At 41.0% G+C, this 21,781-nt stretch carries 19 protein-coding genes and 1 tRNA gene; 9 read left to right on the top strand and 11 right to left on the bottom strand.

The features are described 5' to 3' along the window. Positions 1-167: 167 nt before the first annotated feature. The 4 genes from hemC to VHA01S_RS14140 are packed head-to-tail and all read left to right on the top strand — an operon-like array spanning position 168 to position 4,187. Positions 168-1,106, top strand: coding sequence for a hydroxymethylbilane synthase (gene hemC, locus VHA01S_RS14155; protein WP_373277910.1), 939 nt, complete (start codon positions 168-170; stop codon positions 1,104-1,106). Positions 1,107-1,111: 5 nt separating this feature from the next. Continuing rightward, the gene (locus VHA01S_RS14150; protein ID WP_023405041.1) at positions 1,112-1,858 is read left to right on the top strand and encodes a uroporphyrinogen-III synthase; all 747 of its coding nucleotides are present in this window, start codon (positions 1,112-1,114) and stop codon (positions 1,856-1,858) included. Continuing rightward, positions 1,858-3,012 (top strand): uroporphyrinogen-III C-methyltransferase, encoded by a 1,155-nt coding sequence (locus VHA01S_RS14145; RefSeq protein WP_023405040.1) that lies wholly within the window; start codon positions 1,858-1,860, stop codon positions 3,010-3,012. The genes VHA01S_RS14150 and VHA01S_RS14145 overlap by 1 nt, the downstream gene beginning before the upstream one ends. Further along, on the top strand, positions 3,009-4,187 hold the full coding sequence (locus VHA01S_RS14140) for a heme biosynthesis protein HemY (protein ID WP_023405039.1): 1,179 nt from the start codon (positions 3,009-3,011) through the stop codon (positions 4,185-4,187). The genes VHA01S_RS14145 and VHA01S_RS14140 overlap by 4 nt, the downstream gene beginning before the upstream one ends. 128 nt (positions 4,188-4,315) lie before the next feature. Here the strand turns inward: VHA01S_RS14140 and VHA01S_RS18205 are convergent. The 3 genes from VHA01S_RS18205 to VHA01S_RS14120 all read right to left on the bottom strand — a co-directional run bounded on the left by VHA01S_RS18205 (position 4,316) and on the right by VHA01S_RS14120 (position 8,768). Continuing rightward, a protein-coding gene (locus VHA01S_RS18205) for an IS630 family transposase (RefSeq protein ID WP_162890997.1) occupies positions 4,316-5,339 on the bottom strand; the annotation gives its coding sequence in 2 pieces (ribosomal slippage) (positions 4,316-4,886 and positions 4,885-5,339; 1,026 coding nt in all). 579 nt (positions 5,340-5,918) lie between these two features. Continuing rightward, positions 5,919-7,643 (bottom strand): hypothetical protein, encoded by a 1,725-nt coding sequence (locus VHA01S_RS14125; RefSeq protein WP_023405036.1) that lies wholly within the window; start codon positions 7,641-7,643, stop codon positions 5,919-5,921. 51 nt (positions 7,644-7,694) lie between these two features. Continuing rightward, complete coding sequence (locus VHA01S_RS14120) at positions 7,695-8,768, bottom strand: DUF4297 domain-containing protein (RefSeq protein WP_023405035.1); 1,074 nt, start codon at positions 8,766-8,768, stop codon at positions 7,695-7,697. 1,222 nt (positions 8,769-9,990) lie between these two features. On the opposite strand from VHA01S_RS14120, the gene VHA01S_RS14115 reads away from it, so the two are divergent. Both VHA01S_RS14115 and VHA01S_RS17915 read left to right on the top strand, forming a co-directional pair. Continuing rightward, entirely contained in the window at positions 9,991-10,401 is a 411-nt protein-coding gene (locus tag VHA01S_RS14115) for a GNAT family N-acetyltransferase (RefSeq protein ID WP_023405033.1), read from the top strand. A gap of 185 nt (positions 10,402-10,586) precedes the next feature. After that, entirely contained in the window at positions 10,587-11,045 is a 459-nt protein-coding gene (locus VHA01S_RS17915) for a DUF8479 domain-containing protein (RefSeq protein ID WP_023405032.1), read from the top strand. Positions 11,046-11,355: 310 nt separating this feature from the next. Here the strand turns inward: VHA01S_RS17915 and VHA01S_RS14105 are convergent, their stop codons facing one another. The 4 genes from VHA01S_RS14105 to VHA01S_RS14095 form a co-directional block, all read right to left on the bottom strand. After that, complete coding sequence (locus VHA01S_RS14105; RefSeq protein ID WP_023405031.1) at positions 11,356-11,829, bottom strand: hypothetical protein; 474 nt, start codon at positions 11,827-11,829, stop codon at positions 11,356-11,358. Between the two features lie 236 nt (positions 11,830-12,065). Then, entirely contained in the window at positions 12,066-12,314 is a 249-nt protein-coding gene (locus VHA01S_RS14100; protein WP_039971037.1) for a hypothetical protein, read from the bottom strand. 608 nt (positions 12,315-12,922) lie between these two features. After that, positions 12,923-13,099, bottom strand: coding sequence for a hypothetical protein (locus VHA01S_RS18415; RefSeq protein WP_023405030.1), 177 nt, complete (start codon positions 13,097-13,099; stop codon positions 12,923-12,925). A 194-nt stretch (positions 13,100-13,293) separates the two neighbouring features. Next, positions 13,294-13,593 (bottom strand): hypothetical protein, encoded by a 300-nt coding sequence (locus tag VHA01S_RS14095; protein ID WP_023405029.1) that lies wholly within the window; start codon positions 13,591-13,593, stop codon positions 13,294-13,296. Between the two features lie 575 nt (positions 13,594-14,168). On the opposite strand from VHA01S_RS14095, the gene VHA01S_RS14090 reads away from it, so the two are divergent. From VHA01S_RS14090 to VHA01S_RS14080, 3 genes are all read left to right on the top strand, one after another. Beyond that, positions 14,169-15,929: a trypsin-like serine protease gene (locus VHA01S_RS14090; protein WP_039971035.1), complete on the top strand. Its 1,761-nt coding sequence runs from the start codon at positions 14,169-14,171 to the stop codon at positions 15,927-15,929. 1,065 nt (positions 15,930-16,994) lie between these two features. Continuing rightward, positions 16,995-18,011, top strand: coding sequence for an integrase domain-containing protein (locus VHA01S_RS14085; protein ID WP_023405027.1), 1,017 nt, complete (start codon positions 16,995-16,997; stop codon positions 18,009-18,011). 86 nt (positions 18,012-18,097) lie between these two features. Next, positions 18,098-18,403 carry a hypothetical protein gene (locus tag VHA01S_RS14080; RefSeq protein ID WP_023405026.1) on the top strand — a complete coding sequence of 102 codons (306 nt, stop codon included), beginning with the start codon at positions 18,098-18,100 and terminating at the stop codon, positions 18,401-18,403. Between the two features lie 107 nt (positions 18,404-18,510). Here the strand turns inward: VHA01S_RS14080 and VHA01S_RS14075 are convergent, their stop codons facing one another. The 4 genes from VHA01S_RS14075 to VHA01S_RS14060 form a co-directional block, all read right to left on the bottom strand. Then, the gene (locus VHA01S_RS14075; protein WP_039971033.1) at positions 18,511-18,888 is read right to left on the bottom strand and encodes a hypothetical protein; all 378 of its coding nucleotides are present in this window, start codon (positions 18,886-18,888) and stop codon (positions 18,511-18,513) included. Positions 18,889-19,054: 166 nt separating this feature from the next. Next, entirely contained in the window at positions 19,055-20,197 is a 1,143-nt protein-coding gene (locus tag VHA01S_RS14070) for a tyrosine-type recombinase/integrase (RefSeq protein WP_023405024.1), read from the bottom strand. A 119-nt stretch (positions 20,198-20,316) separates the two neighbouring features. Further along, complete coding sequence (locus VHA01S_RS14065) at positions 20,317-21,588, bottom strand: site-specific integrase (RefSeq protein WP_023405023.1); 1,272 nt, start codon at positions 21,586-21,588, stop codon at positions 20,317-20,319. 80 nt (positions 21,589-21,668) lie between these two features. Continuing rightward, positions 21,669-21,759, bottom strand: a tRNA-Ser gene (locus VHA01S_RS14060). Positions 21,760-21,781: the final 22 nt, after the last annotated feature.

The raw sequence follows: 21,781 nt of genomic DNA, 5'->3' as shown, positions 1-21,781 counted from the left end.
AAAGGTCACATAACTGTATTCGTTAGGGCGTAAATAGCGTGACTGAACTCACAGATGAACATAAAATTTGTTATTAAGTGCGATAGTAATATCAAGCCCAAATCTCACTGCTGAATATTTATATCAAGCAGTGATAGAATCAACTCATCTTTCATTTAGTTAGCCCCATTATGTCAAAACAAACTCTGCGAATTGCAACACGAAAAAGCCCTCTTGCTCTTTGGCAAGCTCACTATGTGAAATCTCGCTTAGAAGAGGTTCACCCAGATCTCGATATCGAACTAGTGACTATGGTGACCAAAGGCGACATCATTTTAGATACCCCACTGGCTAAAGTGGGTGGAAAAGGGCTGTTTGTAAAAGAGCTAGAAGTCGCCATGCTAGAAGAACGTGCTGATATCGCCGTTCACTCAATGAAAGACGTACCTGTCGATTTCCCTGAAGGGCTTGGGTTAGCGGTAATTTGTGAACGTGAAGATCCTAGAGATGCTTTTGTCTCCAACACCCATAACTCTATTGATGAGCTTCCGCATGGCGCAACCGTAGGGACATGTAGCTTACGTCGCCAATGCCAAATTAGTGCCGCGCGTCCTGATATCATCATTAAAGAGCTTCGCGGTAACGTAGGTACTCGTCTAGGTAAGCTAGATGATGGACAATACGATGCCATTATCTTGGCTGCAGCGGGTCTTAAACGACTAAAACTAGAACAGCGTATTCAAAGCTATATTGAGCCAGAGCAATCTCTTCCTGCGGTAGGACAAGGCGCAGTGGGCATTGAATGTCGCATCAATGATCAGCGAGTGCTAGACCTAATTAAACCACTCAATGACGCTGATACCTCAGATCGTGTCCTTGCTGAACGCGCAATGAACCTTGCCTTAGAAGGCGGCTGTCAGGTGCCTATCGGCAGTTACTGCGTCATCACTGCTGATAATAAACTGCACTTAAGAGGCTTAGTGGGTAAACCCGATGGTACTGAAATCATTAGAGCAGAAAGCGTCAGTGAACGCTCACAAGCTGTCAAAATGGGTGAAGACCTTGCTCAGCAACTATTAAGCTTGGGCGCAAAAGAAATTCTGAGCGAAGTTTATAGTCAAGGTTAACTGACATGAAGGCGCTTATAGTTCGACCTCAACCTGCAGCACAAGAACTGTATCGCGCCTTAAAAAATTTAGGGGTAGCCTCTGAGTGCTGCCCTGTTGTCTCATTTCAATCTTCTCATCTAGCGGCTTCATCCTTAGAGTTCCTAGTTAAATGCGATATTATTATTGCGGTTAGCCAGCCCGCCGTTCGCTTTACTCACCAAGCTCTTATTCAACACAATAACCCCTGGTCGCAACGTGCTCGCTATTTAGCGGTGGGTTCAAAAACCGCCTCTTGCTTACAACAATTGACTCAACAACCAACCTTATCGCCAACGTCAGAAGATAGCGAAGGGTTACTTGAGCTTTTGGCTACCTATGATCTAAAAGGTAAAAAGGTGGCCATATTGCGCGGAGACAGTGGCCGAGAATTACTTTTTGCCCGCTTACAACAGCTAGGTGCAGAAACCGCTTATATAGAAAGCTACGCTCGACATTGGACAAACTTTGATGCTGAGGTTCAAGTTAAGCACTGGCAGTCAACAGGAATAGACCATCTAATTGTTACTAGTTTCGAACAATTAAAATTCTTTACACAACAAATACCTACCCACAGTAAAAATTGGTTACACTCTTTAGAGCTGATAGTTCCGAGTGAAAGAGTCGCTCAATTAGCATTACAGCTCGGCTTTACTCAAGTGCGCAACATTAACGGCGCTTCAAACCAAGCCATCATTAATAGTATTCAGGGCGAATTACATAGGAAAATATAATGACTGACGACAAAAAACTCGATAACGACACTCAAGTTGACAAGAGTAACTCTGTTCCTGCTTCGCCTAAGCCAAAGAAAGCAACCACACCCAATTCGAAAGAAAAAAAAGAAAAAGCAAAGCCTAATAAGCCGGCGAAAAGACTCGCTATTGCTGCTGTCATCATTTCAATACTCACAGCAGGTGCTGGCTTTTATTATATCAATCAACAAAATCAAACCTTACAGCAACAACTTGCTGCGGTTTCAAATCAGCTAAAAAGCACTCAACAAACGCTCAACAGCCAACTTCAAGAAACCCAAAAAGCCAGTGAACAAACGGCAAATGAAGCAGTTAACCGAGCCGAAGTATTAATTAGCCAACAGCAAAAAAGCATTGAAAGCCTGCAACTGGCCATTGCAGATGTTAAAGGACGCCGTCCCAATGACTGGCTACTCGCTGAAGCCGATTACCTAGTAAAACTGGCTGGCAGAAAGCTCTTCTTGGAACATGACTTAGTCACCGCAACCAAACTAATGGAAGCCGCCGACCAGCGCATTGCAACGCTCAATGACCCAAGCCTAGTTCCACTGCGTAAAGCAATGGCCAATGATATCACTGAGCTTCGTAGCCTACCGTTAGTCGATAAAGATGGTCTTGCGCTTAAGTTAATCGCACTGCAACAGCAAGTAGATAAACTACCACTAGCAAATGCCATTCTTCCAGAAGCACCAGAGGAAGCACAAAAGCATGTATCGACAGATATCCAAGACTGGAAGTCAAACTTAAGCACCTCGCTAGAGAACTTTGCTGAACACTTCATTACCTTCCGTGTTAGAGATGGCAGTGCGGTACCTTTGCTTTCACCTCAGCAACACTTCTACTTGAGAGAGAACATTAAAGCCAAGTTAGAAACCGCTATCAAAGCCACCTACTCAGAGCAAGAAGAAATCTATCAAAAAAGCCTGACTGTTGCGGTTGAGTGGAGCCAAACTTACCTCGATCAAGATGCAAAATCAGTACAAGAGTTTGATCGATCACTGAGCGATCTAGCAAAAGTTAAAGTCGACTTAGAATACCCACACAAGCTAGAAACTAACCAGTTGATTGCCGATATTATTCGTGAGCGCTTACGCCGTGAAGTAACCACCATCGTTGCGGAGGAAAACAAATGATCCGTCTACTCTTTGTTTTTATCGCACTCGGTATTGGCCTAACTGTCGGCACGCAGTATGCCGGTCAACAAGGCTATGTCCTTATCTCTCTCGCCAACTATACGATTGAGATGAGCGTAACCACCCTAGTCATCTTTATCATTGGTGCTCTAGTAGCGCTGTTTCTTGGTGAATACTTAATTAAGCGCTCTCTTAGAGCCTCTAGTGCCACTTGGAATTGGTTTAGCAATCGTAAGCTGAAAAAAGCCCGTCGCCTAACCAACGAAGGCATCATTAAGCTCATCGAAGGTGACTGGCAAACCGCAGAAAAGAAAGTGACTCGTTGGTCTAACTCACATGATATGCCACTGCTGTGTTACTTAGTGGCGGCAGAAGCGGCACATGAGTTAGGCAATCACGATAAACGTGATAAGTATTTTGAACTGGCGGCTAAACAGGACAATTCCGATCTTGCTATCGGCCTAACCAAAGGTAAACAAGCCATGGCTGAGGCTGATTTTGCCACAGCTTTTGATGTGCTATCTAGCTTAAGACATGATCACCCAACCAACCCACGTTTGCTGAATCTACTCAAAACTTGTTATATCCAGCTTAATTGTTGGCAGCCTCTATTAGAGTTACTCCCCGTCCTCAAGCGAGCTAAGGGAGTGACGAAAACGGAATATCACACCCTATTAGTACAAGCCCACGCAGGACGAATTACCGAACTGGCTAACCAGCAAGGTGTCAGTGGCATAGTGAAGTATTGGGATAGCTTATCGAAGAACATCAAGTCAGAAACAAGGGTTATTGTGACTTTTACCTCTGAGCTTATAAATAGAGGCGCAGATTCAACAGCAATTACCGCTCTTAAAGAAGCGACTAAGAAGTCTCAGCACGCCGATATATTAAATGTCTACCCAACATTAAACATCACCGACTGGCACTCAGTACTGACGCACCTTAAAGGACTAGATAAGAAGTTCCCTGATAACGGCGATCTACACAGTGTAATAGGCCAGATCCTGATGCTAGAAGCAAAATGGTCTGATGCACAAAGCTACTTTGAAGCCGCCTTAAAACTGCGCCCAAGCGCCCACGACTATGGCCAACTCGCCAATGCATTGCATCAACAAAACTACACCAATGCCGCCAACGAAGTCTCACAGAAGGCACTGCTTCTGCTAGGAAAGTAGGCAAAGAAAAGAACCCACTAAGCCGCTGTAATCAGCGGTTTTTTTTAACGCTATGTTTTTTGACTCTACGCAAACGCCTACACAATACAAATATCATTGAAGTCACAATCTAATACCGATTCCGTTAATTAACTTATCAAGTTTAACCAGTCTCTAAAGCAGAGTGAGATGACTCTGCTTTTATCTTCACAAAACCGATTCCACGCTCTACATAGTGTCTCTACAGTATCGTCATAATTTTCGAAGCACCTATTTGCTACTTCATTTTGACGCAGCCAACTCCATACCTGTTCTATAGGGTTAAGTTCGGGAGAATAGGGTGGGATATGAATGATGGTGAGGTTCTCAAACTCATCTGCAAGATAGCTCTGGTGCCAACTCGCTTGATCCATGATCACAACAGCATGCTTGCCAGCGGGTGTGGCTTGAGAAATTAATCTGAGTTGCTCTTTCATTGCTTCCATATTGCTCAGGGGAGCCACTATTGCTTCGGCTTCTCCTGTCGTGACACATACTGCTCCGAAAAGGTATGCATACTCAAACTGCTGCTGTTGTACTACTCTAGGGCGCGTACCTTTCTCTGCCCATATTCGCGTTGTTGTATTGCGTTGACCAAATCTAGCTTCGTCTTGAAACCATATTTGAACATCTTTTAAGGCGACATGACCTGGGATCTTAAGGATCGTTTCGATTGGGAATTTTTTTAAAAGCTTCTTGAGCTTCAATTGACTGCTTAGGATGTTCGGAACGAGTAGTAATCCAACTCAAGCCTATGTCATGTAATAACTGATAGAGCGCCGACTTTTTATATGATGTACTGAAATTGCTTTCTATATAGAGCCCAATGTCTTTTGCTTGAAGGCGACCGCCACTCTCATTTACGGCATGTTCGATAACATACTCTTTGAGTTGTGATTTTTGCTCGTCTGTTAGGCGATGAGGTCTACCAGTGTGTGGTTTCTCTTGAAGTCCTTCAAGACCATTGTCGAGATATGCTTTAACCCATTTATTGACGCTTACTCTGCTAACTTTAAGGTACTTAGCTATTTGAGTGCGACTTTTACCGTCAACAAAATGAGAAACGGCTAAATAACGCATTCTAAGTCGAGCGTTGGATGTGGAATTAATCAGATTCTGAAAATCATGCTTCATAAGGACTCCTTTAAGAGTTCACTATTAGATCATAAAATTAACGGAATTGGTATAAAAGAGCAACAACGGTAGGTGTTGGTGTTGGTAATAGGCAACCAACAATAGGTGGGCGTATCAAATACTGAAAGGGATATTTATATAGGTACAATTGGCTCACCTCAGTGATATTAAGGCGATTTTTTATTCCAGAAAAACAAAAAGCCCCTGATAAATCAGGGGCTTAAATGTGGCGGAGAGATAGGGATTTGAAACCTAAATATACCGTCAAACGTAAACTTTAAAGCACTGATTTTAATGAACTAATTTCTATTCTGAGCCTAGATAGGCTCTGTGATTGACTCACCTTATTGTTTACCTTAGCAAGCCCTATTTTAGAGCGCAATATTACGCTCTAAAATTGTTAGGGATTGGTAGAAATAGTTAAGTTAGGGATTTGGATATTTTAGAGAAAGATATTTTCTCTAAGGCTGTTCATATCCACAGAAATGTTGGACAGTATCTGTCTAACAAGCTTTTGCCCCAAAACGATTTAGCTAAACGCTGTAAAAAATAAAAAGCTACCCGATGGTAGCCTTTATTTTATCTATTGCTTAACACAACTCGCTCATACTCAGCACGAAGCTCGATATATGGGTCACTGTGGAGTAGACGGTTGTCGCTTAGCTCAATGATATGAGCATCTTGCTTGTACGAAGACAAGGCTTCGTTATCCATTGCGCATAAGATTACTTGATAGCCTATTGGGATGTTGTCACTTACTACGCCCATTATTTGCTCATATCGATGCTTTGCTTGTTCCTGCTGGTTAGGTGTATCAATAACAAATGGAGCAAGCTGGCAATGATTCGCATTGTCAATCTGGCGTAGAACGGCTAGCTGGTAGGCTAATATGCCTCGCGTTCCTTCAGCTGCCCCTCCACCTAGGATCTTCTTGTAGTCCATTGGAGCTTTGACACCATCAAGATTCACACCCGTAGCAGATACTGCGTTGATGCTTTCAACTAAATTACCCATAAACAACTCGTCGAGCTCGTCCTTCTGTTTTTTGTTGAGAAGTAGGCTTTGCTCCTTTTTGATATCGTTCTGCTTTTCTTTTGCCTGCTGGGACTGACGCTGATAATTTTCCATTTTTGGAATGATGTTATTATTTACGTTCTTTTGTGATACGGCATGAAGTACCTGCTCAAATGCCTGCTGCTTTTCACATTTATTTTCTGGAGCGTCCTCATTTAAGTACTTTTCATTGATTCGTTCGATTTCAGAGGCAACGAAACTAAACTCTTCGGCAAGTTCTTTACGTTGTTGATATTTTTCTTGAAGGTTAGCCCCAATACTATTCGTTTGCTGCTCTAGGGCTTCTTTGTCAGCTAAAAGACCAGCACGACTAAGTAGGGAGTTATCATGCTCAACACCACATAAAGGACATTCTAGAGAGTCAGACGGTACATTCTCTACTGCGAAAGTATAATCTTCATCGAGCTCCCTTGCTGAAGTACTGGCAATAAGATGTTGTTGTTCTAAATCATGGATTTCATTTACTAGCGCTGATTGTTTCTCAAACAGCTCTGACTGGCGAGCTGAAAAGGATGTTAGTTCTTCTTCAATCTCTCGCTGAATAAATTCTAACTCTGCTTGAGAAACAGCAATAGTCTGTTCTGGCGCTACTTCGTCAAGTACGCTGATTGCTTCTGTAATACGGTTTACTTGCTGGCTTGCTTCTAGTTCAATAGTCTTTTGTTCAAATTTATCCTCTTCAAGCACGAAATGCTCGTTGGATAGATAGCCACAAAAATACTTAATGAGGGTAGATTTGAAATTACTGTATTGGCCAAGCCCTTCAAATCCTCCCCACGGTTGATCCCAGCTCTTCTTTTGGTCAATGTAGAATGGGAGGAAGTAAAAGGCTGGAGGCGGGCAATCTAGCCCATCCTTTCTATTTGCCAACATAAGATCAAAACCGACTTCTTCTGCAAAATCTTGTGCAAATTGACCTGTTATTTTTGCATATTTCTTTAACGCTTCGTCTTTGCGACCAAAATATATGCCATCTGCATAACGGCTAACAATGTATTCACGTTGGTCAATTTTAAAATACAAAATGGCTTTAACGTCATTTGACTTCCAGTCTTTGTCAAAGTGAGGGTCACAGCCTAAAGCCCAGAAAAGGTTCTTTACTAGTGTTGATTTACCAATACTATTGTCGTTTCCGGTAACGAGATTGAGTCTCTTCGGAAACGTGAACTGATTCGCCAGTTTTTTCGAATCGGACAGTAGAACTAGACGTTGAAATTGCAAGCCTTTCATTTTTGTGTTTCCTAAGATTTCTAATCAATAATTTGTAATTCTTTTGCATTATTAAGCCTTTAATAAGCAGTAGATGACTTCAAGTATTAGCTTGTCTTGATCGGGTATCTTTGTGAGCAGACCATCATTTTGTGCTTGTTGAACTAGGGCATTTACATGACTCGCGTCATCACTAAATTGGCTTGCATCTACTTTGCCGTAGGAAGTTCTAAAGGACTCAGTGACCTCTATATCCAACGCACTCATAAAACCGGCACGACTTAAGGCAAGCTTTGCAAAGTCGCGTTTTAAAGTCCGTTGTTGTCTAGAACCTAAGTTCAACTCACCTACAAGGTCATTAAACTCGTTTTTCAGATCATCGATACCTGAATAACTAGAATGCACAGTGATCACTTCTTGGACATTGGTAGAAGTCAATGATTTATTTTCTATTAGCCGTTCCCAGTCTTTGTAGTCATACTCTAAACGACTCAGTCGTCCCATCTCATCAATTACAGCTCGGTAAATGTCCACTGGGTTGCTATATGCTCCAGGGAATAAACTGTTCACAAGGTAAGCAAAACGCGATACTACGTAGTCTTCTTGATTTTTTAGTTGAATTTCAGGGACAATAAAGTGTAAGTGTTCAGGTATCAAAAGAATATTGAGCTCTTTATGAATTGCTTGCGTTAAGTGTCCTAGTTCTGCGCGCTCAATGTCACCTGTCTTAATAACGTCTAGCTTAAGGTCTTTATCTATTCCTAAGCTAAAACCACTTGATGACACTAATCCGATAGTCGTGATTCGGTCTTCATACTGAGTATCAATACAAGAGCTGAGAAGCTTACCCAACACAGAACTCTTTAGTGTGCTGTTCGCGCCTTTAGCTCTCTTAGTTAATGCTCCTGATGTGTATGGCTTTCCGACATTTTTCACCTGATAAAACTCAAATTGAGCTGCATCAGCTTCTAATGAGTTTGCTATTACAACATCTTCGTGGTGCTCGACGAAAACAGCGTATTCTTTTTTCTGTTTATGTTTATCAATAATTGCACATAAAGCCCAATGAACTTGAAAACCATATTTCCCGGAGGTACTTGCCCCTGCTGATTCCCTTTGAGCTTCTGCAAGTGGATTGTCTGTCATATGACCTATTACCAACTAAAAATGATGTGTACATTTAAAATGCACGCTAGCATACAGTATAGCTTCGATATCATTTCATCTTGTTGAACTATTTCATGAGTTTAAAACTCATATCTTAAAAAATTAAATGAGTTCTTGGATTTATTTCCTTGTCTTAATCCGCCACTTAAAGGGAGTAAGATAACTCATTTATGTCCAAATCCTTCACAGCGGGCGCTTCGTAACTCAGAAATGCCCCATTGTGTTTTAAGTTAGTTTTTCTGCACAACATTCTGCTTGGCATTTAACTTACTTTACCTTATGCCAAACCATCCAACTATGTGGCCAAATTTGCTTGGCGCTCTAGCATCCAACTTTTGTGAATTTTTACAGTTCATTGAGCTTGAATCCCGTTTAAGTATGAAAATGGCTTGTTTTGCCAAAAGCCTAGTCTCATTTTTTCGATAGATACTTTAATAAGTTATTGTTAGTTATAGGATTAGTGTTTTTCTTTGTAAGGCAACGCGCATTGTTAAAAAGTGATAACACGCATGCTCGTTTTTATGTAAAGACAGAATGTGAAATGTGAAATGTGAAATGTGAAGTATATGCATTTCATTAAGTAATGGTAATTTTAATGAAAGTTCGAAATAGAAAAACAGGCAGACCTGTTATTGACAATGTTATGAATACACGGAAAATTAGTCAATAGAGGAAAAGGATTATTCAAAAATTACTATCATCAATATCTATTTATAGAGGCTTACCTGCGAATATTTACTATTTAGCTGCCACGAGAATGATTTTAGGAATGGGGAATTTTATTATTCCATTTCCTATATTATTACTCACAGATAAACTTGGATATAGCGTTAGAGTTGCACTTTAAGAAGTGTTCTAGTAATGCCTAGCTTTGTATTGATCGGTTTCTTTATTGATTCTCGTGGGTATGATTTTACATGGTTGAGTGTCATTGGTATTTCAATTATGGCTGCAGTAGGTCTTTACTGGATGACAAATAAAAGTCGAAAGCATGAAACTGTGTCGATAAAGTATTCATAACAAACGCTTTAAGAGCGATTCGTAAACGTGTGCCGAACTCGCTATCGCTCAAACATAGCACACGTTCACTCACGCCTTAGCAGGCTTTATGTTTATAAGGCATCTCAGTATAATAATTGCTAAAATTAACAGGGTTCATTGTCAGTATTTGAGTTTAAATCCTTGAGGTAAAAGAGAAAGTATGAAAATTATTTATAGAGAAGAACATGGTGATTTCTATGCTTATCTTGAAGAATATCCTAGAGATTGTTGCTGTATGTGGAGAAAAAATGACTTAGATAATCGTGTATACTCTATTGAGCGCCTCGATGTGTTACTTGAGTTACGAGGGCAAGGAATTGGGCGAAACCTGCTAACAGCGGCAATTCAAAAAATTGAATCTGAATGTCCTCAAGCGTGTATAGAAATTTCGGCAAAACCTGACGAAGATAGTGAGATCTCCAAAGAGGCTCTAGCAACATTTTATGAATCGGTTAATTTTAAGGTACATAGGAAGAACCTTACTCGTATTGACCTCCGCTTATATCTTGATGAGTCACTAATGCCTACACAGCTATACGATAACCCGACATACTTTAAATTCATTTTCTGATATTATCAACAAATTAACATAACAAAGCATTTAAGGGGGATTCTCAACGCTTGGCATTTTTTATTCCATCGTTGAGCTCAGTGTTTACGGTGGTATTGTTAGGTTTCGTGGTTGCGTTGTTCACACCTTAATACGGCGTTAGCTGCAATACTATGGAGTAGTTATGAAATCATTATGGAGTAGTTATGAAATCATTATGGAAAGCGTTAGGTGTATTGGGTGTAATTGTTATTACGATTTTTGCAGGAGGTATAGGAAAGGTAATTGGTAAATTAGAAACTGACAATTTTTTCGATGGTGAACATGATGCTCAAATTGAAAGTGGATTAAAGCAAATTTCTGAAGAAGTTAATAAGCAGTTACCAATGATGATTGACGCGGAAACAAGGCTTGATACAACTTTTGCCATCAAACGAAAGGTTGTTTATAAATATACATTGGTAAAATATGAAGCAAAGGATATTGATAGCTCAATATTTCAAAATAACATGTGGCCTCAGCTAATTAACAATTATTGTACCTCAAAGGAAATGTCATTTTTCGTTAAAAATAATATTGAAGCTACATATAGTTACTATGGCAAAAACGGCAAGCAATTATCTAATATCAAAATAGATAATTCGCAATGTAAATCAAGCAGCTAACAAGCAATTCAACAGGACAAATACTATTTGGCTTTTGTCACTGCGTTCCAGAATTATAGTCAAACAGTATTTTCCCGTTAATTGGGCGTTACTTTCCCATACTTCAGCTAATCCGTTATATCCTAATTTAGTAATATAACTGACAAGGTTCTGTCCAAAAGTGAGTTTTGAACTTTATTGTTCTATGACGGTAAAGCTCAGTCTAAATGCTATGGTATATGAGGTTCGTCTTTTTACATGTGGTGGATTAGTCCAGATACGTGTCGGGGCAACTATGCTTGTAACTTATGCTTGCGAAACATTGCTTTATCTACGTATCAAAGTCGACATCTAAGGGTATTGTCGATTTGAAAAAAGGAGCTTTTATGTCATGAAATACCGCGTGAAGATCCTTTTGAGAATGCGCAACAAAGACAACTCGCACATTCTCTACCGTGCGAACGGTCAACAATGACCGTAACCATCCAGCAAAATGAGTATCTTTCAAAGCATCGACGCCATGAAGCCAAAGCCATTTTGAATGCTCACTGTGCTCAATCGCCTCATTAAGCTCTTCAGATTCAGCATATAAGTCGGTAAGCTCAACTAAATCAATGCTTATAACCGTAACACCAAGTGACTGATTAATTCTATTGATTTCATCGACTAGGGAAGAATCGAGTTGTTCATCAAGAACATGAAACCTTAACATCTGTAGCTCCCAGATACCCATGACGTAACGATCTAAGCCGAAGGCGTAATCATTGAAGTTGAACTCTATGCTATCTAAGGTTGGTGCTTTCATTGAATTTCCCTAATTTCTCTGACGTTAGTTAAGATAAATCACCAAGCTCAATTCTACTAATGACTTCCAGTACTTTGTGGTATCCCTGTGGCGTGTCTCCCTCTGAAGTACTTTTGCCTCGAAATAATTTTGAGCGATGCTCATTCTTCAGAAAGTGCAGTAATTCTCTTGTTTGCGATATTTTTAGGGCATTGACCATAGTATTTTTCTAACGCATGAAAATGCTCCACAGTGAGTCACACACTGAGAGAAGTTAAGCGCTTACCCTTTAAGGTTTCCAAAGGAAAAGCCACCGAATCCCTACTTATGCTTGCTTCACTCCAAACAATACGCTCACCATTTCGTCTTTTATCGCGCTTATCTTGCTTAGTGCCAGACCTGCTTTTTAGAACATCGAGAACGACACTGAAGGGAAGATCGTTAATCGTAGCGAGATAAAGAAGCTTGTTGATCTTCATTATGTACAGCTTACTAAAGTACCGCATAGCTTGACCTCAGTCTGGTAGAGCAACATTTCGTATAGTTTAGCAATGAACGGCGAACTACTAATCACTTTGTCTAGAAACGTTTTACAGAGCCAAATTCCGGAACAGAAGCGCCTTAGCCCCCCTTTTTTAGCTATCAGTTCAACCCCATATTCACTGCACGTACTGTATTACGCATATTGCGAATTGAGCTTCCACTATATGATAGTCACTATCATATAGTGGCGATAAATGATTGATTTTATTTTAAGATTAGCAAGTGTTAGCCATAGTCTCGACATTTTGTCCCGAGAGATATATGGCTTTAAAGGAAGGTGGCTAGTAATTTTCTGGGAAGGCTCGGGATTATGTAAAACTGCTTTTCAATTAGCTAAATCTTGGTAGACATAACGCCTGTTTGGTAAGTAGCTGATTTAACCATAGGAAGCGGTAGCTTCAATCGATATTGAATCCAAGAGTTGAATAAGCACATTACAAAAAGAAGCTACGAAGAGCTCCTTAACTACGACTAAAAAAGAACCTACCGCATATGAATGGGTAGGTTCTTTGTTTTTGATGAAATATCGCTAAATCACTTCAAGACTTGAGTTTAAGACAAAATACATATTTTACTTAGAACTCGATTTAGTTTCTGTTTCATCATCCTTATTGCTCAACAGTATCACTTCGAAAAGTTCAGCTCGAACTTTGCAGAGCCGTTTTTCTATTTTTGCCGTGAAAAACTGAAGATTATGTATATCGCTCTCAAGCTCGTTAATGAGTTGGACCATTTCAATTTTTTTCATATTTTTGCCTTAGCTTATGGTAAATAATTTTTAGTAGCCCCCAACGGGCTTACACTTTAGGTAAGGCAAAACGAAACCAATCATTTTCAGGTTAAGTTTCTTTTATGACTTCCGATATTAATCGTGATAATTGAGTGTGGGTCAGTGGCAAAAAAATAACGCAGAGACAATGCCTCTGCGTTATATAGGGGGAGTTACCAGTTACTCATAATCTGGCGCTCATCCTCAAACATCTTGTTAAAGTACTGAGCCCAGCGATAAGCTGCTCGTCCTTCTTCAACACTTGCTACATTTTCGATACTGAACTCATACCCCAATCGGTTACTCATCAACTGATACATGACTTTTTCCGTGACGTAACCGCTTTTCCAGTTCGGAGCCATTACTTGATACAAGTGATGCCGAACTTGTTTCAGCGTCTCTTGTACCTGGCTACTCTCTACGGTCGCAGTATTATCAGATGCAACGGGCGTTGCTGTTATATTTTGTTCCATGGCTCTATCCCTACGTGTGGTTAAACTGGGTTAATTCACTGCCGTTTTGCAGTCACACTAGGTAGGGGTATTTGAAAGAGAAATTGAAAGGGTCAGTGTTTTACCGTGTGGCAACACATTATTTTTATGATTGCTACTCATTCTCCAAAAGGCTTCATCATCACGATAGAAAGTTTACTCTGCCAGTCATTGTGAATAATAAGAAAATACTAGCCGCTGAATATTAGAGTATGTCTTGGTTCACAATTAAATTTAGACTTACATTTCCTTACTAATATTATTGCTTTTTAAATAGTCTGTTTTCGTGTGTTATTTGTACTTATATTCGTAAATCGATTATTTATTCCCTTCAAGTTCAGTTATTCGATTTTTTATTCTTAGATATGATTTTCACTGTCATAAACCTTAACTTGATACTCCATTTGTAAATAGGTATTAAATATTTTCTAGTGATTGTTAATTTAAATGCATTATTTAGATAAGAGTTCAACTCAAAGCGATCGTTATTATGTTAAGTGCTCTCTAGTTTGAGTATTAGATTCTTATATTTAGTCTATTTAATCGATGGAAGTAGGATGATGAAATTTATAAGTAGGTTATTTGGTTCGGCCGCTTTAGCTTTGTCGCTAGTGTCGTTCTCGGCAAGCGCGATTTTCAATGGTACAGAGACTTCGGTTAACGACTATGGTAACCATCTCGTGCGAATCGTTTTAAAAGGTAATACCGGTATTAGCACCAAAACATGTGGCGGGATGCTGGTGGGTGGTAAGTATATCTTTACCGCTAGCCATTGCCTTGATGGGACGTATACCGTTTCCCTTAAGGTTTATCAGGGTATAGATGTGCGTGATCCAGATGCGGTTTATGACCGTTCGGGGGAGCTAAAAAAGGTAAGGACTCATGAAACCAATAAGGATTGGTGGGCTTACTTAGATCCGATGTTCAATAATCAAATTGAGCCTCTTTTCCCTCATGCATTTGAGGGGGATGTTAGGGATTTTAATACGGCAGCGTATTGGCGTAATCTATTTGAAACGATGCCTCACTTTCTTGATGATAGAGATCAGGAGGTGAAAGATAATCCTGTTCATAACTCTCATAACGACAGTGACTGGGGTTTGATTATTTTGGATGAGCCGATACCTCACCAAAGTAGCCGCATCTTGAAACCATTAGCCGATCATCATACTGGGGAGCAATTCCTTAAGCCGGGTGAGACGTTTACGTTTCGTGGTTGGGGTAGTACAGCATATGGTGGTGCGTCGGGGTCAACACCGAGTACGTTGATGGAAGCAACTTTTCAGTTATACCGCCCATACCCGTTAACGCAGGCTCGCTCTGCGAATATCGGTTCGTTGCGTGGCCCGTATTGTTCTGAAGATATTGAGAAGTGTACTTTTCAAGCCTCAGCACAGGCCGATATGATTGGCGTGAATACAGGAAATAATTTTCCGGGCGTAGGCCCAGGTGATAGTGGCTCTCCGATTATTCGGGGTGATTACTTTTACGGTGGCCTATTTGGTTCAGACCGAAACCCAACGCCAGAAGACGAGCTGTATGTGTCTGTATTTAGTGATATGAATGCAGAGATGGACAACATTGTAGCGCAGTCAGAATTGTTATCTGGAGTGTTTAGTGGCAGCGATGAGGTGTATGTCGCCTCATTTAGTCATTTGGGTTACTTGATGGATAGTATTGTTCGATATGTGGATGATGTTGTTTATCCAACAGATATGGGCATCACTGTTGAGTCAGAAAGTAGTGATTCACACGAAATCCTGATCCCAATTCAGAACTTTACGGACACAGTTATTGTGCTAGACCCTGTTGAATTGAGTGGGGGTTTTGAGTCGCTCAATGGTCAGATTGATGCTGCAGGCGTTTCCTACGATGATTTCTTGATGGTTAAGCAAGATTGTGCAGGAGTTTTAGAGCCAAAAGCGGGTTGTATGGTGAAGTTGGTACTAAACCAACGAAACCTGTTTGTATTCGACTCCGTGGTGGAGGCATCTATTAATCTTGGTATTGAAGATGTTGCTGATAAGCCACTAACGATTCGTTTGTATCCTACTTTTTGTGATAAAAACCCTTCACACTCTGATTGTGTAGAGACGTGTGATGATAATCCGTCGTTGCCTGGGTGTGGTAATGAGGCTCAAGAGCCTGACTTACCGCAAGAGCCGGAATTGGAGCCAGAGGTTCCACAAATTCCAGACTCAGACGATGGTGCTGATGAAGATTCTTCGCAAGGTGGATCAAGTTCGGGTGGTAGTGTCTCTTTCTGCCTTTTAGGGCTATTCGGGTTGCTATTAACACGACGATTTAGCACTAAATAAGAGGTCTTTGGAAAAAGGCGCTGTCTCACATGACTTCTTGTGTCATGTATTCGCGGATGTGACGCAAAGAAAAAAGCGCAACACAGAATGACAATAATCTGAATAGACCTACTTAAGTGTAAGGCGATGCAGGAGTGAGTATCGAGAGTCACTCACAAGATAGACCGATACTTTTGCATCGCTACTCATTCTTAAACATAGGCAGTGTTAGTTCTGCCTTGCTATTAGCCACTTCATCTCGGAGTGGCTTTTCTTTTTCGTCTATGCCGCAATGAAAATATTGGCTTAGTCTGTCAATATCTCTCATTGCTACCCGTCATCAGTTCGCATAATAAAACCTCAACACACTCTTCTAGGCCACCGATTTCTCCTACTCTTAGTGATGGTGCAAGAGTGCACATAGAAATGCGAATAACGCATAAGCTAAGTGGCAAAATAAGGAAAATTTGAGCGTAAAAAATGAAACTAACGGAAAACGTTTCGATTGATGTCGGTGGGCAAGTCTTTGATGACGAGCCAGATGTGCAATAAGCAGGGATTCAACACTTCGTCTAATTACTGACAAGAAATTAGACGAAGTGCCATAGTGGGCCTCAGCCCTTGTACTGCAAGCACGCACTGACATCGCGAGAAAAAGTTTTCGGAAGTGACGCTACGTAAACAGAGACTTGGAGTGATAATAAGCAGCAATAGCTTGGCGTTATTATCCCAATGCCACCAAGAGAGTACGTTAACTTCACATGACATAGCACATAGATAGAGGACGCAATAAGCCGTAGTTGATGCCAACAACGCTATCTATTATAACCGAGGCTGCGACACTGCCCACGACCTTAAAATAGAAGGGAGCGGTTAACCCATCACTGAATGAGCATGCAATAAGGCCACAGACTCCTATCAGGAGAAGCATTCAGGGTAATTAAAAAGGCGTAAATCATTGATCGATACAGAAGTGAAATCCTTCTGCGCATCAACGGCTATGTTGAATCAGAAAAAACCGTAAACACCCCCAGCAAAAGAACAAAGCTGACGCTAGTTAAACTGACATTGAACAGGAGTGTAACTATGCGTAAAACCAAATACAGCGGCTACCATTTAAGTGGTGTGAGAGCCTTTACGAAACCTAACTTTGGCTTGGGTTCAAGGCAGATAGACAAATGCTTAATCAATGCCTCACTTGAGCAACTCGGTGGGGTGAAAAACAACACCCACTTAGCAAGGCTTCCTGCCTGCCGTGCGTTCTCAGCCTTTTTAAAAGAAAATACGGACGTTAAACGTCTTAATCAGATTGAAAAAAGCCATGTGCTGCAATTTGGTGAGCATTTACGCGAGCGCTTTGAATCCGAATCCACGTTCAGCGCAGCTTCTGCTAGAGATTATTTAAGTCACGTGAATGTGTGTTTGGCTCAAGCAAGGGGAGATAAGGCAGTCAAAGTATTGGCAACCAAAGAGTTGGATTACCCTTCTAAAACAGGCATTGCAACCACAGACCATTCGGCCAGCTCAGAAGAGCATCATTATATTGTGTCCAATGCGAGTGAGCCGGTTGCGGTGCTTGCCCAGTTACAACGGGCTTTTGGATTACGAATGCGAGAAGCGTCATTATTGGATTGTAATAAGGCTTTACAGCAGTTGAAGGACAAGGCCGAAATTTCCATTGAACGCGGGACTAAAGGCGGGCAGAAACGTGATGTGCCTTGCGATGCACCCAGTCAGCGAGCGGCCTTAGAGCGAGGCGCGAAGCTGCAGTCTCAAACAGGGCATGACAATCTTGTACCTATCGATATGAGTTTTAAAGCTTTTCAAACAGCAGTATGGCGAGAGCATCAACGCATTGATTGTGGGTATCGAACCCATGGTGAACGCAAGCATTATGCGTGTGAGTATTACAAGCAACGTATGGGCGCTCTGCCTCCTGTACAGGCTCATATTGAGCATGGAAAGGCTCATCACACCTATTTAGCACAACAGCTCAATATCAGCCTCACCGAAGCCAAACATCGAGATAAAGAGGTGCGATTAGGGCTGTCAAAGCTTCTAGGGCATCATCGCCTTAGCATTAGCAATGCGTACATAGGTTAGCCTGTGTACGCACACAAAAATCATAACTCTAGTTTGAATACTCAGCTTTTGATGTACCTCTTCATCCTGTTAATGAGGAGGTCTGTATGAATTCAAACACGGTGCGCCAAATACACGCGGTGATGCGTCACTATAAGAAGCCAGGTATTGCTTATCGGCAAAAACAGCTCAAGCGACTGATAGAGATATTCGATGATGTGTTTAAGCATGAGAAGAACTTAGGAGAGCAAATAGAGCGTGTAGGACGCAAGCACTTGATTGGTTACTGGCGCAGGACAGAGCATGAATCACAGACTGTGCGAAAAGAAAAATATCGGGTACTGGTTTATTTTGTGGAGCAGGCTAATTTATCGCTCAAGGTTCCGATACCAAAACCACCAAGGATGAAGTGAGGACGGAAACAGCCTAAACATAGAAAACGCATTTACACACATGACGTGTAAGTGCGTTTTTGTGTTTTTCAGCAATACTGCTGGTCTTTTAAAGCGCGTAAATTGCGTTATACGAAAGACATGTTTTGTGTTGTATTCACCCATGCAGGTAGCTGCAGGCTTTCAGGGCGTTGGTATTGGTGACCCTTTGAAGCCAACACCGCATAGCACTGTTTTTGGTCGTCCATACATAAAGCTGTCATTTGGAATGACTGTACGGTGAAACCAAAAATCACATCGAGAGTCCTTGATGGGATATCAATCGATTTAGTGACCAATCCACGGTTAGATAAACCGGCTATAAGGCTTACCATGCGGTCGGTGTCATTAGTGTCATTGTTGGTACTGGTTTTTATTGGCAGTAGCAAAGTGAGTGAGCCTTGAGCAATATCACGTAAGATATTGTTCATGGTGAGCATTGCAATAGGTTGAATGGGTGTAGACATAGAAACTCCCTTTATGGTCATTAAAGGCTCATTGATGGATGAGCACTAAAGATATGATATCAAGTAAGGGTGTTCGCTAAAGTGCTTGCCCCGCTTGGGCTAATGCACACTTTTGATTGTAAATAATGAGCTAACTTAAATGAAAGTTAGCTCATCATATTTAAACTTATATCGGTAAACTAAACTCATCTCGCTGTGGTTTTAGCTTAGGTAGAAGGCCAACCATTCTTATCCCCAACTTTATAAAAGTCCAAGTTGAACTCGATGATATATTGACATCGGACGAATGCTGAGGTGCTTTTTGTGGTTGCTTAGAGGTATCTCTTGGCTTGTCATGAATCGAAAGTGCAGCACTTAATTTAGAGCGAGTATCTTCATCAGAGATAGGAAGCCATTTAGCATAATGCTTCTCAGTGACGGAGGTATCTACGTGTCCCATCATCACAGAGATAAGCTTGATAGGAGCGCCACCACTTAACGCTATAGATGCAAATGAATGGCGTAAGTGAGAGGGGCCTCGATGCTCAATTCCTGCTTTTTGTAAAAATTCAGTGAAAAATCTTTGGGAATAATCCTTGCTGTCAGTAAAAGGATTTCTCGTTAGATCGTCAATAAAAACAGGTTGGAATGAATGCCGTGTAAACGACGTCTTGCTGATCCCTTGAATTTTAATATCAATAGCCTGTCTAGCTCCGGTGATCTCAAACTGCTTTTTTAATAATTGCATAGCTTCGTCTGTCAGAACTAACGCACGTGTTGATTGTTTTGTTTTTGGAGCGTTGAACTCGCTGAGGGTTCGAGATCGACGAACATTGAGTTGGCGTTCTTTAAAATTGATATCGCTCCAGCAAAGAGCAATGGCTTCTTGGATACGAAGCCCTACTAATCGTTGAAGCAAAGCAAGGTTCTTGCCTGATTGACACTGTGTGTGTGTATTTTCCATTCGACGAAACTCTTCAGTAGTGAACGGCTTTTTCTCTTCTAAGACACTATCGGGTTTTAGCCCAATAATATGTTCACAAGGATCCGAAGGTAGAAAACCATCGTTGGCCGCCATTAAGGTTAATTTTCTTAGTATGGTCAGTCGGTTACTTATGGTTTTGTTTTTGTAGTGGTCCTGCCAATCGGTTATGAGGGATACAATATCGCTGTATTTTAAGTCTTTAAATACATAATTGCGTTTCAATTCATTGCAAATGATATCTAGGCTACTGATATAACCCGTTGCAGTGGATTTTTTGTGAGAGTTTTTGATCGATGCCTTTAAGATTTTATTGTATTTGTCTAACGGGCAAGTTGAATTTTTCATTGTCATCTCCGACTGCAACAGCGTTGTACTGCTGCTTCGGAGTGGTGTAGGTCAGTTCAAAAAGGCGAATTATCGTGTTACATCGAAAAAGAAACGCAACACTCACCTCTTGAATTTACTTAATCACCGATGCTGAAAACATCGATAACCGCCTTTAATTTACTCATTGAGAGCTTCTTCCCATATCGACCAAAAGTCATATTTTGATTGGCATGGCCTACAACTTCAGCCACTTGATATTCTTCAATGCCTTGTTGCTTTAAACAGTCGATAAAGGTGTGCCTAAAACCATAAGCGGTAGGTCGTTGTTTCGGTTGCATTTCAATAGAAGATTGAATTTTGCCAAACTGAATTCGGAATAACTTAGTCCAATCCTTGTCTTTCCCTGTGGGGGTCCAGTCGAATAACTGAGACTTTGCCGCCTTTTTTTGTTGTCGGACGAAGTCAATAAAACCACTTTGGAGCAAGGTCTTATGGATTGGAATTTTCCTTAAAGAATGATGATTTTTGAGTTTCTGTGATTGCCCTTCATCGGTGATGGATAGGACAAACATACCGGATTCGATGCTTATATCTCGTACTGATATTTGACATGCTTCAGTGGGGCGCAATCCCATATAGATGAGAAGAAGCACGGTCCACTGCATAGAAGGTGATGCTTGTTTAAACTGAGAGCAAGAGAGCAGGTTCTTAATCTGTTTACTAGACCATTTTTCTCTTTGTTCAGATGCAAATTTCTCAGATTTAAACGTAACAGTTAACCCCTCAAAAGGGTTTCGGGGAAGGTGTTGTTTTAGAGTGAGCCATTTCAAAAATTGCTTTGCTGCCCCCCAAAAGTCCTTCTTGGTTTTGGCGCTTTTATCCCATGACTGTAGGTTGTTCCCAAACTCCATCAAATCCGAAGCGGTGATCTGAGTAATACCGATTTTTTTATTTTTGAAGTAATCAAGGAAATAAAGGGTTCGCTTGTTTAACTGATGGACGGTTAGGTGTGTGATCCGCGCTTTTTGTTTCGACGTGATGAAATCTTCTTGCCAACGATACCCTTGAGCAAAGTTTTGCTTAATTGATTTGACGGTTTGTTGCTTTGTATCTGTTTGAGATGAAAAAGAGTGAAGCTCAACCCCAGAGTCGTTAAATGAATTTCGGAGTGAGTCTACAGAGCTCAGTATTGCTTGTTTGGTTTCTTTAGGTGAATCCCTAGATATATCCACATTATCTAGGGATTTTAGAATTTGAGAAATAATGGGCGCACTTCGCCTGATGGCAATAGGACGAGATTTGGTTTTTAGACTGAATTTAAAGTCGAACGGATAGCCTTGTTGTACAAGTGCTTTGGGGGTACAAACGCGGACGAAATAGACGCAATGACGACTTTTATATAGATACATTGACTCACCTGATTGACTCACCAGAGTGTTTTCAGGGACTCAGAAACGGAAAAAGCCCTGATAAATCAGGGCTTTAAATGTGGCGGAGAGATAGGGATTTGAACCCTAGAACCGCTATTAACGGTTGCCGGTTTTCAAGACCGGTGCTTTCGACCACTCAGCCATCTCTCCACAAATTGTTACTAGTTAAGGT

Source organism: Vibrio halioticoli NBRC 102217, from assembly GCF_000496695.1.
Classification (GTDB): Bacteria; Pseudomonadota; Gammaproteobacteria; order Enterobacterales; family Vibrionaceae; genus Vibrio; species Vibrio halioticoli.
This window is presented reverse-complemented; position numbering and strand designations above follow the sequence as displayed.